At 72.3% G+C, this 13,084-nt stretch carries 12 protein-coding genes; 9 read left to right on the top strand and 3 right to left on the bottom strand.

Annotated features, from left to right (window positions below; all coding sequences use genetic code 11):
• Nucleotides 1–34 precede the first annotated feature (34 nt).
• Nucleotides 35–517 carry an SRPBCC family protein gene (locus WAB15_RS09875; protein ID WP_399144530.1) on the top strand — a complete coding sequence of 161 codons (483 nt, stop codon included), beginning with the start codon at nucleotides 35–37 and terminating at the stop codon, nucleotides 515–517.
• Nucleotides 518–615: 98 nt separating this feature from the next.
• Here WAB15_RS09875 and WAB15_RS09870 read toward each other — a convergent pair whose 3' ends face one another.
• Complete coding sequence (locus WAB15_RS09870; RefSeq protein WP_399144430.1) at nucleotides 616–1,899, bottom strand: APC family permease; 1,284 nt, start codon at nucleotides 1,897–1,899, stop codon at nucleotides 616–618.
• A gap of 80 nt (nucleotides 1,900–1,979) precedes the next feature.
• On the opposite strand from WAB15_RS09870, the gene WAB15_RS09865 reads away from it, so the two are divergent.
• Entirely contained in the window at nucleotides 1,980–2,447 is a 468-nt protein-coding gene (locus WAB15_RS09865; RefSeq protein WP_399144429.1) for an Lrp/AsnC family transcriptional regulator, read from the top strand.
• A 79-nt stretch (nucleotides 2,448–2,526) separates the two neighbouring features.
• Here the strand turns inward: WAB15_RS09865 and WAB15_RS09860 are convergent, their stop codons facing one another.
• Nucleotides 2,527–3,540, bottom strand: a complete 1,014-nt coding sequence (locus WAB15_RS09860; RefSeq protein WP_399144427.1) for a lytic polysaccharide monooxygenase — start codon at nucleotides 3,538–3,540, stop codon at nucleotides 2,527–2,529.
• A gap of 443 nt (nucleotides 3,541–3,983) precedes the next feature.
• On the opposite strand from WAB15_RS09860, the gene WAB15_RS09855 reads away from it, so the two are divergent.
• The gene (locus WAB15_RS09855; RefSeq protein ID WP_399144426.1) at nucleotides 3,984–4,628 is read left to right on the top strand and encodes a LysE family translocator; all 645 of its coding nucleotides are present in this window, start codon (nucleotides 3,984–3,986) and stop codon (nucleotides 4,626–4,628) included.
• Nucleotides 4,629–4,752: 124 nt separating this feature from the next.
• Here WAB15_RS09855 and WAB15_RS09850 read toward each other — a convergent pair whose 3' ends face one another.
• Nucleotides 4,753–5,682, bottom strand: coding sequence for a GNAT family N-acetyltransferase (locus WAB15_RS09850; RefSeq protein ID WP_407285997.1), 930 nt, complete (start codon nucleotides 5,680–5,682; stop codon nucleotides 4,753–4,755).
• Between the two features lie 225 nt (nucleotides 5,683–5,907).
• Between WAB15_RS09850 and asnB the strand changes: the two genes are divergently transcribed.
• From asnB to WAB15_RS09820, 6 genes are all read left to right on the top strand, one after another.
• Nucleotides 5,908–7,758, top strand: a complete 1,851-nt coding sequence (gene asnB / locus WAB15_RS09845) for an asparagine synthase (glutamine-hydrolyzing) (protein ID WP_399144424.1) — start codon at nucleotides 5,908–5,910, stop codon at nucleotides 7,756–7,758.
• Between the two features lie 208 nt (nucleotides 7,759–7,966).
• The gene (locus WAB15_RS09840) at nucleotides 7,967–8,362 is read left to right on the top strand and encodes a GntR family transcriptional regulator (RefSeq protein WP_393494761.1); all 396 of its coding nucleotides are present in this window, start codon (nucleotides 7,967–7,969) and stop codon (nucleotides 8,360–8,362) included.
• Nucleotides 8,363–8,439: 77 nt separating this feature from the next.
• Complete coding sequence (gene ddaH, locus WAB15_RS09835) at nucleotides 8,440–9,216, top strand: dimethylargininase (protein WP_399144422.1); 777 nt, start codon at nucleotides 8,440–8,442, stop codon at nucleotides 9,214–9,216.
• A 68-nt stretch (nucleotides 9,217–9,284) separates the two neighbouring features.
• Nucleotides 9,285–10,247, top strand: coding sequence for a pirin family protein (locus WAB15_RS09830; protein ID WP_399144421.1), 963 nt, complete (start codon nucleotides 9,285–9,287; stop codon nucleotides 10,245–10,247).
• A 597-nt stretch (nucleotides 10,248–10,844) separates the two neighbouring features.
• A complete protein-coding gene (locus WAB15_RS09825; RefSeq protein ID WP_407285996.1) occupies nucleotides 10,845–11,303 on the top strand; it encodes a hypothetical protein in 459 nt (152 codons plus the stop codon).
• A gap of 119 nt (nucleotides 11,304–11,422) precedes the next feature.
• The gene (locus WAB15_RS09820; RefSeq protein WP_407285995.1) at nucleotides 11,423–13,078 is read left to right on the top strand and encodes an FAD-binding protein; all 1,656 of its coding nucleotides are present in this window, start codon (nucleotides 11,423–11,425) and stop codon (nucleotides 13,076–13,078) included.
• Nucleotides 13,079–13,084: the final 6 nt, after the last annotated feature.

The raw sequence follows: 13,084 nt of genomic DNA, 5'->3' as shown, positions 1-13,084 counted from the left end.
AACGGCGGACGGGGAGATCGGAAAGGTCTGCGCCATGGGCGTCTACAACGTGCACGAGCGGGAGCTACCGGTGCCCGCGGCCGAGGCCGGTCTGCTGATCGACGGCCTGTCCGGCGACGGCGACCGCCTCTGGCCGCGCCGCGACTGGCCACCGATGCTGCTCGACGGGCCCCTGGCACCGGGGGTGGCCGGCGGCCACGGCCCGGTCCGCTACACCGTGGCGGCGTACGTACCGGGCCGGTGGGTGCGCTTCACCTTCAGCGGGCCGAAAGGCTTCGACGGCTTCCACGAGTACACCGTCGATCCGCTCGCACCGGACCGCACCCTGCTGCGCCACACCCTCGCCATGCGCGCCCACGGCCTCGCCCGGCTCACCTGGCCGCTGGCCTACCGGCACTTCCACGACGCGGTCCTGGAGGACAGCCTGGACGGCGCCGAGCGGGCCTGCACGGGCGCCGTCGCCCGGCCCGCCCGCTGGAACGGCTACACCCGCCTGCTGCGCCGCCTGAGCCGCTGACCCCGCCGCCGTGCGGGACCGGGCCGGCTGACCCCGCCGCCGCGCGGGACCGGGCCGGCGGATCCCGTCGTAGCGCGGGACCGCCCGGCCCGCCGGCCCTACCGCAGGCCCCGGCGCAGCGTCAGAAAACCGCCGGCGGCGCACGCGAGAACCGCCGGGATCACCAGCAACCATCCGGCGAAGGCCAGCACCGCCGCCGTCAGCAGTGAGCTCGCCACCGCGCCGCACCACAGGGGAGTGCGGCGCGGCAGCAGCACCAGCGCGGCAGCCAGGCCGGCGAGGGTCACCGCCGCCAGACAGGTGGCGGTGGCCCTCATCAGCAGGTCCAGATCGGCGCCGCCGAACCCGGCCGCCGCCCCCACCGCCACGGCCGTCCCGCCCAGCACCGCCAGCGAGCGCCGCGGCACCTCGCCCGGCGCGCCGCCCTTGGCCAGCAGGCGCGGCGCCGCACCGTCCCGGCCGAGCGCCGCACCGAGCCGGGAGGCCCCGGCCAGGTACGAGTTGACCGCCCCGAAGGTCAGGAAGAGCGCGGCCGCGGCGGCCACCGGACGGGCGGCGGAGCCCACGCTCCGGGCGAGCAGTTCGGTCAGCGGGGTGTCGGTGTCGGCCGCCGCCGGGCCCAGCACGCCGATGGTGACCACCGCGAGCCCCAGGTAGAGCACGGTGATGACCAGGAGCGTACGGCGCGTCACCCGCGGCAGATCCCGCCGCGGATCGGCGAACTCGCCCGACAGATGGCTGGCCGCCTCCCAGCCGGCGAACGCGAAGAACAGCACCGAGGCCGCCGACCCGACCGACGCCCAGCCACCGGGCAGGAACGGTGTGAAGTGCGCGGCGGACACCTGCGGCGCGGCGGTCAGCACCGTGCACAGCAGCACCGCCGCCAGCAGCCCGCCGAGCAGCAGCTGGACCCGGCCCGACATCCGCAGCCCGACCGCGTTGGAGACCAGCGCCCCCGCCAGCACCGCGCCGGCGACGGCATACGCACCCGGCTCTCCCCAACCGACCGCGTCGGCCACGTACTTCCCGCCGATCCAGGCCGCCGAGACCACGCCGATCGGCACCGCACCGTAGAACCACCACCCCACCACGGCCGCGGCCCGCGGCCCGATCGCCCGGTGCACATACGTGGCCACGCCCCCGCCGTCGGGGAACCGTGCGCCGAGCGCCGCGAAGGAGGCGGCCACCGGCACGCACATCGCCAGCAGCACCACCCAGGCCAGGATCGAGGCGGGGCCGGCCGCGGCGGCGGCGAGGGACGGCAGGGTCAGGACTCCGGGGCCGAGCACCGCGCCGGCGCACAGCGCGGTACCGCTGCCGATGCCCAGCCGCCGTATATCCGCCCGTTCAGGAGCGGCAAGGGATGTTTCTTGTACGGTCACAGTCGCAGAAGGTAACCGTCTGGCTGATCTATATGATCTCCTGCCGAACGAAATTCGGTAGGTGCGCCACCATGGTTCCCATGGACGACATTGATTCGGCGATTGTCCGCGAACTGCAGCGCGATGCACGGCAGACCAATCGCGAGCTGGCCCGCATGCTCAACATCGCGCCCTCCACCTGCCTGGAGCGGGTCCGTGCGCTGCGCGCCCGCGGCGTGATCACCGGCTATCGCGCCAGAGTGGACCTGCGCGCCCTCAACCGCCCCGTACAGGCGCTGCTGACCATCCGCATCCGCCCCATGAACCGCGAGGTCATCGAGCGCTTCAAGACCTTCCTGACCTCACTGCCCGAAGTGCTCAGCGTCTATGTCGTCGCGGGCGGCGACGACTTCCTGGTCCATGTCGCCGTCCCGGATGTCGACCGGCTGCACACGCTCCTGATGGACCAGGTCTTCAAGCGCCGCGAAGTCGTCGACTGCCGCAGCTCCTTCATCTACCAGCACGTCGCCAACGACATCATCGAGCCGCTGCCCCAGGACGGACCGTAACGGCGCGACGCCGCCCCTGGTCCAGCAGGGACGGCGTCGCTGTCCCCGGAGGGGGCGGTGCCGGGGTACGGAGACCGGGTCAGCCGCGGTGGCGGGCGGCCCGGCGGCGGGAGGTGGCGAACAGCACCCCGGCGCCCGCGGCCAGCACCGCAGCGCCGGCGATGGCTATCGGGGCGGTCGAACTGTCACCGCCGGTCTCGGCCAGGTGCTGCCCGGCGAGCGGCTTGGCGCCGCCCTCGGGCCGCGCGGCGTTGCCGTGGTGTGCGGCGTCGGTGTCACCGGCGAGCGCCGGCCGGTCGGCGCCGGCCTGCGGTGCTGCGTCGCCGTGGCCGCCCGTGCCGCCCCCCTTGTGGCTGTGCTGGCGCAGATCCATCGACGCCTTCTCGGCGCCCGCCGCGATCTGGGTGTCCGTCGGAGCGGAGGCGGTCGGCGCGGGCGCCGCCGCGGAGCCGCCCTTGGCCTTCCCGAAGACCACGTCCGAGCAGGTGTAGAAGGCCTCGGGGCTGTCCGACCGCTGCCAGATGCTGTAGATCAGATGGCGCCCGGACCGCGCCGGCACCTTTCCGTCGAAGACGTACTCCCCGTTGGTCAGCGTCGGGTCGGTCACCTTCGCGAAGGGCTTCGCCTCCAGGTCCGACCACTTCAGCGGCTTGGTCGGGTCGTAGCCGGCCTTGGTGATGTACAGCTCGAAGGAGCCCTTGTGCGGGGCGGTGGCCTTGTAGTGGAACGTGTGCTTGCCGGCCCGCATCTTGGAGGACGGCCAGTCGGCGCGCGGCAGATCCAGGCCCTTGAACGCGGCGTCGCCGCCACTGCAGAGCTTGCCGTCGGGGATCTTCTCCTTCGACTTGCCGCCGGCGTTGCCGTCCCGGACCCCGTTCCAGTCGTAGAACGCCTGCGCCCCACCGACCTGCACGGCGGCCTTGCACGCCGCGGACTGCGGGCTCTCCGGCCCCTCCGCGTAGCAGGCGAAGACCCGGCTGACCGGATCCGACATCGAACCGTGCGCGGCCGCCGGGCTCGCGGTCAGCACGGTGAGCGCGAGCGGGGCGATACCGACCAGCGCGATCCCGGTGGCCTTGCGACGAGCGGTCATCGTGGGGGTCTCCTTCATCAGTTGCGTCGAGAGGGGGCAAGGGGCGGCGATGTGGTGGGGGGTCGGGATGCACACGCCCGCGCCGCCCCCCGGAGTACGGCGCCGACGACTCGCAACGCCGCCTTGCGAGAAGCACGCTAGCCCCGCTGAACAGCGGATTTGAGTCCCGAAGGCCGATCCTGCGGATCTTTATGGTGGGCTTAAGGCATGGCTAAGCGGGGGGACAGGAAGAGGGGCGAAAGGGGGCGCCGTGACTAGGAGTTGGGGCGCCGAGCGTCCGTGACGGTCCGCGTCGGTCCACTTGGGTCTCTGATCCGAGCGGCAAGGCCGTATCCTGCAGTAGGCGAGGCAGGCGCTGCTGATGCGTCGCAGCCGTCCGTTGCAGCCGGGCGACTCCCCACTCCGGGTACCAGATACCCGAGGAACGACCAGGAGGTTGACCGGTGATCACTCTGGCCGCAGTCGGAGGAGTGGCCCTGGTCGAGCTGGGCATGGCCCTGACTCCGGGACCGAACATGATCCACCTCGCCTCCCGCGCGATCACCCAAGGCCGCAGGGCGGGCCTGGTGAGCCTCAGTGGGACCGCCGTGGGATTCGTGTGCTACCTGCTGGCCGCGGCTGCGGGCCTGTCCGCGTTGTTCGCCGCCGTGCCGGTGGCGTTCACGGTGGTCAAGCTTGCCGGGGCCGCCTACCTGGCCTACCTCGCTTGGGGCATGCTCAAGCCCGGCGGCCGCTCGCCCTTCGCCCCGGCCCAGGACCTGCCTCCGGTGTCCGACGCCCGGCTGTTCTCGATGGGGCTGCTGACCAACCTGCTCAACCCCAAGATCGCTCTTATGTACGCCGCCCTACTGCCCCAGTTCCTGGACCCGCAGGCAGGTCCGGCCTGGGGACAACTGCTCCAGCTCGGTGGTGTGCAGATCATCGTGGGCATCTCCGTGAACGCTCTGATCATGCTGGGCGCAGCACGGGTGTCGGGGTTCCTGGCCGCCCGGCCCCGCGCCATGACCGCCCAGCGGTTCACGGCGGGCGGCTTGCTCGGCGTCTTCGCGCTGCGCACCGCCCTGTCCCGCACTCCTGTCTCCACCTGAGCCAGGCCCAGGTGCCCGTGACACCGCATCTTCCTTGCCGATGGACGCGAGTACGTTGCCTCGCCATCGTGCCGGGCGACCGCCGTTGAGGAAGATGCTCGGCACGTCACGGGAGGCGGCGGCCTCAGCCCCGCCACACCTCCCGTACGTACCGCCACTCCTCGGCGAACGGGCGGTAGCCGAGGCGCCGGTTGATCGTGAGCATCGGGGTGTCGGCGGCGTCGTTGCCGGTGAACGCCTCGGTGCAGCCGTGGTCGCGGGCGCGGTGGAGACAGGCGGCCTTGGCCAGGCGGGCCAGGCCCCGGCCGCGGAAGGCGGGGCGGGTGCCGGTCCTCGCGGAGGCGCAGCGGCCCAGGTCGTCGGTCGCCGCCAGGCTGAAGGAGGCGATCTCGCCGTCGACGGTCACCACCGAGGTGAGGTCCAGGTCGATATGCGGGTGCTCCCAGGTGTGCCGCAGCCAGTCCTCGTAGGCCGGCGTCCCGCTCGCGCTATCGTCCGGCTCGGCCGCGCCGGCCTCGGCGTACGCCGCGTACAGGGGGCGCGGGTCGGCCTCCAGGTCCGCGCCGGTGAGCAGCCGGACGCCGGCCGGCAGGGCGGACGGGAGCGGCGGCGGTTCGGTCGCCGCGAGGTCGAGGCGGAGCCGGCGGGCCGGGCGGGTGCGGTGGTAGCCGTGGCGCCGGGCGAAGGAGTGCGCGCCGGGTTCGTCGGCCGCCCGGGCGAAGAGGCGGTCGGCGCCCGCCGCCGCGAGATGCTCCTCGGCCGCGGTCAGCAGGGCCCGGCCCGCGCCCCGGCGGCGGTGGCCGGGGTGGACGTACGGGGTCGCCGCGGCCCGGCCCGGGAGGACGCCGCCCGGCAGCAGCGCCGCGCGGACCGAGCCGACGATCCGGCCGTCCAGCTCGGCGACGAAGAGCCGCAGGCGCTGTGCCGCACAGGCGGTGGAGACCTCCCAGGCGACGCCCTGCGGAGTGCCGAGCAGATACGGCGCGCAGGCCCGTCGCAGATCGGCGACGGCCTTGGCGTCGGCGGGGCGGAAGTCGCGAACGGTAAGCGTCATGGAGGCGGACGGTACGCGCCGAAGCTCCGTTTTACCGCTCCTTTTCCGGTGGCCGAGGCGCCGTTTGCCTCCCCTTTTCCGCACTGCGGTAAGCGGGTTGGCTCATTCCGGACGGGCTCGGCCGAGTATAAGTGGCCAATGCATCTATCCGGGCGTACGGTGATCGAGCGGGCCGTCGCCGGGACGCGGCCGGCCCGCCGTCCACGTATGGAGGGAGCCGCGAACATGTGCGGAATCACCGGATGGATCTCCTACGACAACGACCTGACCACCCAGCGGCCGACGCTGGAGGCGATGACCGCGACCATGGCCTGCCGCGGCCCCGACGCGGCCGGCAGCTGGTTCTCCGCCCATGCCGCCTTCGGCCACCGTCGGCTCGCCGTCATCGACATCGACGGCGGCGCACAGCCCATGACCGCCGAGCACGACGGCCGCACCCTGGTCGTCACGACGTACAGCGGCGAGGTCTACAACTACCGCGAACTGCGCGCCGAGTTGGCGCGGCTGGGCCACTCCTTCCGCACCCACAGCGACACCGAAGTGGTGCTGCACGCCTACCTCCAGTGGGGCGAGGCGTGCGCCGAGCGCCTCAACGGCATGTACGCCTTCGCGCTCTGGGACCCCCGCACCGAGGAACTGCTGCTGATCCGCGACCGGATGGGCATCAAGCCGCTCTACTACCACCCCACCCCGGACGGGGTGCTCTTCGGCTCCGAGCCCAAGGCGATCCTCGCCCACCCCGCCGTGCGGCCCACCGTCGACGCCGAGGGCCTCGCCGAGCTGATCAGCTTCACCAAGACGCCGGGGCACGCCGTCTACCAGGGCATGCACGAGGTCCGCCCCGGCCATCTCGTCCGGGTCGGACGCGGTGGGCTGACCGTCAAGCGCTACTGGGCCCTGGAGGCCCGCGAGCACACCGACGGCCTCGACACCACCGTCGCGCACATCCGCGAGCTGCTCGACGACATCGTCGCCCGCCAGCTGATCGCCGATGTGCCGCTGTGCACCCTGCTCTCCGGCGGCCTGGACTCCTCCGCCATCACCGCGCTCGCCGCCGGCGCGCTGGCCGCCCGAGGCGGCGGCCCGGTGCGCTCGTTCGCCGTGGACTTCGCCGGCTACACCGAGCACTTCCGTCCCGACGATCTGCGCGGCACGCCCGACGGTCCGTACGCCCACGCCCTGGCCGAGCACGTCGGCTCCGACCACCGCGACATCGTCCTGGACACCGCCGCGCTGATGGACCCCGGCCACCGCGCCGCGGTGCTCGCCGCCCGCGACCTGCCCAACGGCTTCGGCGACGGCGACACCTCCCTGTACCTGCTGTTCCGGGCCGTCCGCGAGCAGTCCACGGTCGCCCTGTCCGGCGAGTCCGCGGACGAGGTCTTCGGCGGCTACCGCTGGTTCCACGACCCCGCGGCCGTCCACGCCGACACCTTCCCCTGGATCGCGGCGGGCATCGCCGGCCGCTTCGCCGGCGGCGACGCGGTCCGTGAGGCGCTGCTCGACCCCGGCCTGCTCGGCAAGATCGACCTGCCCGGATACCAGGCGCGCCGATACCGCGAGGCGCTCGCCGAAGTCCCCTACCTCGACGGCGACACCGGTCTGCAGCGCCGGATGCGCGAGGTCAGCTATCTGCACCTCACCCGCTTCGTCCAGGTCCTGCTCGACCGCAAGGACCGGGCCAGCATGGCCGTCGGCCTGGAGGTCCGGGTCCCGTTCTGCGACCACCGCCTCGTCGAGTACGTCTTCAACACCCCCTGGTCGATGAAGACCTTCGACGGCCGGGAGAAGTCGCTGCTGCGCGCCGCCACCCGCGACGTGCTGCCCGACCTGGTCGCCGACCGCGTCAAGAGCCCGTACCCCAGCACCCAGGACCCGCGCTACGCCGAGGCGCTGCGTGCCGAGCTGAAGGAGCTGGCCGCCGACCAAGACGCCCCCGTCCGGCCGCTGCTGGACTCCGGCGCCCTCGCCGAGGCCACCGCGGACGGCGCGACCTGCGACATCCGCCCCGCGGCCGAACTGGCCCTCGGTATGAACGCCTGGCTGCGCACGACCGGTACCACCCTCCGGTTGTAGGGCCTTTCCGACCCCGGCCCAGCGGGCGGCCCCCAAGGCGTGTCCACAAAGCGACAGGCCCTGGAACCTCCCGGCACGCCCGGCGCTCCTGGCCCACAATGAGTGAGACAAACACGCGCACCAACGGGTGCGAGCGCGCCGCGCATCCGGGCTCCCCGGGGCGTGGCTCCGCACCCGTCCGCCACACCACCAGTACCAGGAGCGCCCCGTGTCCCCGCAGGTCTCGACCCTCGTCATCACCATCGACCCGGCCTCCGCCGTCGCGCCGTTCGAGCAGGTACGCACCCAGATCGCGGACCGGGCCAGGGACGGCGGGCTGCCGGTCGGCTACAAACTCCCCACCGTCCGCGGCCTCGCCGAAGACCTGGGGCTGGCCGCCAACACCGTGGCCAAGGCCTACCGCGCCCTGGAGACCGACGGCGTGATCGAGACCCGCGGCCGCAACGGCAGCTTCATCGCCGCCGCCGGCGAGGCCGCGGACCGGGAGGCCGCCGCGGCCGCCGAGAGCTACGCCCGCCGCGCCCAGCGGCTCGGCCTGGACCACCGCGCCGCCCTCACCGCCGTCGAGAACGCGCTGCGCGCCACGTACGGCGCCGGCGCCTGACCGCCCACGCCGGACCACGCCCGCCGGCTCACCCGCCGCCCCGGCGCCCCGCCCACCCCGTATCCGAACGGAGCCGTATGCCCGGTAAACAGGCCCTCGTCCGCCGCCCCGGTCCCCGCCTCGCCGACGGCCTGGTCACCCACATCGACCGGCGCCCGGTCGACCCCGCGCTCGCCCTGCGCCAGTGGGAGGCCTACGTCCAGGCGCTGCGCGACCACGGCTGGCGGACCACCGAGGTGGCCCCCGCCGACGACTGCCCCGACGCGGTCTTCGTCGAGGACGCCGTGGTCGTGTTCCGCAATGTCGCCCTGCTCGCCCGCCCCGGCGCCGACCAGCGCCGATCCGAGGTACCGGACGCCCGTGCGGCCGTCGAGGCGCTGGGCTGCTCCGTCAACGAGATCCGCTCGCCCGGCACCCTGGACGGCGGCGACGTGCTGAAGGTCGGCGACACCGTCTACGTCGGCCGCGGCGGCCGCACCAACGCCGAGGGCGTACGCCAACTCCGCTCCGCCTTCGAGCCGTTGGGCGCCCGCGTGGTCGCGGTACCGGTAACCCGCGTACTGCACCTGAAATCCGCGGTGACCGCACTGCCGGACGGCACCGTGATCGGCTATCCGCCCCTGGTCGACGACCCGTCCGTCTTCCCCCGCTTCCTTCCCGTCCCCGAGGCGTCCGGCGCCCATGTCGTGCTGCTCGGCGGCGGCAGGCTGCTGATGGCGGCCGGCGCGCCCCGGAGCGAGGCGCTCCTCGCCGACCTCGGCTACCAGCCCGTCGTCGTGGACATCGGCGAGTTCGAGAAGCTGGAGGGCTGTGTCACCTGCCTGTCCGTACGGCTGCGCGAGCTGTATGAATGACGGGCCGTCGGCCGGGCGGCAGGTGCGCCTTTCCCGGCCACGCACCCCGCCCCGCCTATCGTGACGCCATGAGCAACCTCGACCTCAGACCCTCGCCCAGCCTGTGCGGCGGCAGCAGCCGAACGGGCCCGGTGCGCGACCTCCAGCCCGGCAAGCAGGTGCCGCTCGGCGAGTCCACCGTCGTCCGCAGACTGTTGCCCAACCTCGGCCGGCGGATGGTCGGCGCCTGGTGCTTCGTCGACCACTACGGGCCGGACGACATCGTCGACCAGCCCGGAATGCAGGTACCGCCGCATCCGCACATGGGCCTTTCGACCGTCAGCTGGCTGCACGACGGCGAGGTGCTGCACCGCGACAGCCTCGGCAGCCTGCAGACCGTACGCCCGCGCGAACTGGGCCTGATGACGTCCGGCCGGGCCATCGCCCACTCCGAGGAGTCCCCGCACGGCCACGGCCCCCTGCTGCACGGCGCCCAGCTCTGGGTCGCCCTGCCCGACGCCCACCGCGACACCGCCCCGCACTTCGAGCACCACACCGACCTCCCGCTGATCACCGGAGGCGGCGGCCTGGCCGCCACCGTGATCCTCGGCGAACTGGACGGCGCCACCTCGCCCGGTACCACCTACTCTCCGCTGGTCGGTGCCGACCTCACGCTCACCGCCGGCACCGACACCCGGCTGCCCCTCGACCCCGACTTCGAGTACGCGGCCCTGACCATCTCCGGGGAGACCGAGGTCGACGGCGTCCGGCTGGCCCCCGGCGCCCTCCTCTACCTCGGCTGCGGCCGCGCCGAACTCCCGCTGCGCGCCCACTCCGACAGCGGTCTGCTGCTCCTGGGCGGGGAGCCGTTCGAAGAGGAGATCGTGATGTGGTGGAACTTCGTGGGACGTACCCACGAGGACATCGCCCGGGCCCGCGACGACTGGTCCTCCGGCACCCGCTTCGGCGAGGTCCTCGGCTACGACGGCGACCGGCTGTCCGCCCCCGAGCTTCCGCCCGGCCCGCTCAAGCCGCGGGGGCGGACGCGCTGATCCGGCGCGGTGCGGGCGGCCGGGGCGGGCCCGCGCGGGAGCGGCGGCGCGCGCGGGGCGCCGGTGCGGTGTGACGGCCGCTCCTCCACGGTCCTTCGGGAAGAAGGTCGAGGAGTTCAACCCATTGCGGATTTTGGGAAGTTGAACTCTCCACGAATCGCGGAAGTCGACGGGTCGCTTCTCCCGGCATCCAGAGGTGCAAAAATTTGCCGATTCGGCTTGGCAACAACCGGCAATTTTTTGCCGGTTGACATCGGGCAGTACCGGCGCCAATACTCTCCGGGAAGATCATCGAGGCGATATCAAGATCGAATCCCACGCTATTAGTGGTTTGGAGTTCCTTTGGATAGCGTCGGCATACGGGCGGACTCTTCGGCACCGCAGAGCAGGCAACACGCCTTCGACGCATCGGCGGCCATGCACAGCTGTCCTGGATTGATGACGGCTTTTCTGCTCGTACCGTCCGCACCCTACGGGGCGGTCGGTCTTGCGGACACGGAGCGCAGGGTTCTCACCCGCCTCAGGGCGAGCCACCAAACGGAAGAATCCATTCGGGAAAACCCGCTGTGGGAGAGCTACCGCTCTTTCTACGCGGCGATGAACGTCAAGCCGAGCAGTGTGTCGACCCCGCTGAAGCAGGCGCTGCGGATCATGCGCCGGGACGCCTACCGGCCGATCCACCCCGTCGTGGACGTCTGCATGGAAATCGAGTACTCGACGCTGTGCAGCTTCCAGGTCTATGACGGCGACCGGATCGGCCACAGCGTCGTCTACGGACCGGCCGACGGCCCGGGGGCGGACGACGGGATGCAGAACGTGCGCCCCGGGGAACTGGTGCTGTCCGACGAGCACGGCATCATCCACTCGCCCACCTGCGGCAACGGCGCCGGGCGGCTCGTGGGCGACACCTCGGATGCGGCCCTCGTCCGTGTCCTGAGGATTCCCGGAATGGCCGCGGACACCTTCACCGGCGCCGTCGACGAAGCGGCCGGGCGGCTCTCGGCCGCCGACGTCCTCGTATTGAGCGCGGATTCCCCGACCGGAAAGTGCGGCTGAGCCGACTTTCGCGGCCGACGCCCGCGGAGTCCGGCATACGCACCGGTTCACCCTCTCGCAATTCGGGCATGCAGTCCTGCCCGCGCACAGCACGAACTCTCAACGAAGGAAGACTTGGTATGGGAACGGTCATTGTGGTCGGCGCGGGTGGTTCTGGTCTCAGCGCGGCCATTGAAGCAGCCGACAACGGCGCCGACGTCATTCTGGTGACCAAGGCGCTGTACGAGAGCCAGAAATACAAGTGGGCCTCCACCGGCGGATGCACCTGGAAAACCCACGCCTTCAATGCCGCCGTCGCGGCCGACGACAGCGTGGCGGCACATGTGCACGACACGATCGTCGGTGGCTCGCAGGCCAACAACCCCGAGCTGGTGGACACCTTATGCAGAGGCGCCCGCGACCTCGTCGACTGGCTCGAGGGGCTCGGCCTGAGCTTCGAGCGGGATGCCGACGGGGAATTCGCCACCCGCCCGTTCGGCGGCTGCGGAACTCCGCGCGGCGTCTATCTCGAAGACCGTCTCGGTTACCACATCCAAAGCGTGCTCACCGCCCGCCTCGGCGAGCTGGTGGCCGAGGGCCGTGTTCGCATCGTCTCCGGTGTGCGCGCCACTAAGGTCCTCCGCGACGCCGACGGCCATGTGAACGGCATCGAGGCCATGGCCGTGGACACCCTGGAACGCATGGTGATACCCGGCGCCGGGGTGATCCTCGCCGACGGCGGCGGCGCCTCGATGTACGCCCCCTCCGCCGCCTCCATGGACAAGTCCTGCGACGGCATCGCCCTGGGCCTCGCCGCCGGGGCCGGCGTCATCGACATGGAGTTCCTCCAGTTCCACCCCACGGGCCTGGCCTCCGGAGTCCTGACCTTCGACGGCAGCCTCGTCGAGGAGGCCCTCCGCTTCGACGGAGCCCTGCTGCTGAACCGCGACGGCGAGCGCTTCATGCTCGGCCACGACCCGCGCGGCGAGATGGCGACCCGCGACGTGGTGTCCCGCGGCATCTACCGGGAGATCATCGAGGGCCGGGCGTTCGACGACGGCGCCGTCCGGCTGGACATCTCCACCTGCGCCCACCTCATCCCCACCACCTACCCCGCGCTCGACGAACGGCTCATCCAGGCCGGCTTCGACCCCCGCGGCGTCACCTCGCTCAAGATCCGCCCCACCGCGCACTTCCTCATGGGCGGCCTGCTCATCAACTCCCGCTCCGAGACCACCGTCCCCGGCCTGTACGCGGCCGGCGAGACCGCGGGCGGCATCCACGGAGCCAACCGCCTCGGCGGCAACGGCCTCTCCGAGTGCCTGGTCTTCGGCCGTATCGCCGGCCGCAACGCCGCCGCCGAGTGCCGGGAGGCGGCCGCCGGCGGCGAGATCAAAGTCATCGGCTCGCTCAACCTCCCCTCGCACAAGGGCGGCGACACCCCCGAAACGGTGCTGCAGGACCTGCGGGCCGCGATGTACTGGCACGCCGGTCCGGTGCGCACCCGGCGTGGTCTGACCACCATGCTCGGTCTTCTGGAGACCTTCGAAGAGCGGGCCGGGCGGCTCGCGTTCACCACCGGCTCCCGCGCCGCCGGCCAGGTGCAGACCGCGACCGACCTGTCCAACCTGCTGCTGGCCTCCCGGCTGATCGTCGAGGGGGCGCTGATGCGCGAGGAGTCGCGCGGAGCACACTACCGCGACGACTTCCCCCAGCAGTCCGACGACTTCATCGGCTACAGCGCGGCCCTCAAGGAGGGCCGGCTGGTCTGGGCCCCGTACATGCACACGACCTGACCGCCT

The organism is Streptomyces sirii (genome assembly GCF_045690365.1).
Classification (GTDB): Bacteria; Actinomycetota; Actinomycetes; order Streptomycetales; family Streptomycetaceae; genus Streptomyces; species Streptomyces sirii.
Note: the sequence above shows the minus strand (reverse complement) of the source record. Positions and strands in the feature narration are given on the sequence as shown.